At 48.9% G+C, this 570-nt stretch carries 4 tRNA genes and 1 rRNA gene; all 5 read left to right on the top strand.

Annotation, left to right across the window (positions count from 1 at the left end):
- The first annotated feature begins 60 nt into the window (after nucleotides 1-60).
- The 5 genes from rrf (at nucleotide 61) to OIT90_RS19270 (ending at nucleotide 556) form a co-directional block, all read left to right on the top strand.
- Nucleotides 61-176, top strand: a 5S ribosomal RNA gene (gene rrf, locus OIT90_RS19290).
- Nucleotides 177-185: 9 nt separating this feature from the next.
- Nucleotides 186-260: transfer RNA gene (locus OIT90_RS19285), tRNA-Asn, on the top strand.
- A 4-nt stretch (nucleotides 261-264) separates the two neighbouring features.
- Nucleotides 265-355: transfer RNA gene (locus OIT90_RS19280), tRNA-Ser, on the top strand.
- 17 nt (nucleotides 356-372) lie between these two features.
- Nucleotides 373-447: transfer RNA gene (locus OIT90_RS19275), tRNA-Glu, on the top strand.
- Nucleotides 448-480: 33 nt separating this feature from the next.
- Nucleotides 481-556, top strand: a tRNA-Val gene (locus OIT90_RS19270).
- The last annotated feature ends 14 nt before the right edge of the window (nucleotides 557-570 follow it).

Raw genomic sequence — 570 nt, 5'->3', positions numbered from 1 at the left:
TTTAAAATATCTCTTGATTTATTTTCAATACATAGTATAATATCTTTTGTCACTAAATTGTCTGGTGATGATGGCGAAGAGGTCACACCCGTTCCCATACCGAACACGGAAGTTAAGCTCTTCAGCGCCGATGGTAGTTGGGGGTTTCCCCCTGTGAGAGTAGGACATCGCCAGGCTTTCTTCATTCCGCAGTAGCTCAGTGGTAGAGCTATCGGCTGTTAACCGATCGGTCGTAGGTTCGAATCCTACCTGCGGAGCCAATTTGGAGAGCTGTCCGAGTGGCCGAAGGAGCACGATTGGAAATCGTGTAGGCGGTAACCCCGTCTCAAGGGTTCGAATCCCTTGCTCTCCGCCACAATTTACATAATAAAGGGCCCGTTGGTCAAGCGGTTAAGACACCGCCCTTTCACGGCGGTAACACGGGTTCGAATCCCGTACGGGTCACCATTTTTATAGAATATATACCAGCATTTTTTATTCGGAGGATTAGCTCAGCTGGGAGAGCATCTGCCTTACAAGCAGAGGGTCGGCGGTTCGAGCCCGTCATCCTCCACCATATCTTTTATATCG

The organism is Bacillus sp. ABR (genome assembly GCF_056172715.1).
Note: the sequence above shows the minus strand (reverse complement) of the source record. Positions and strands in the feature narration are given on the sequence as shown.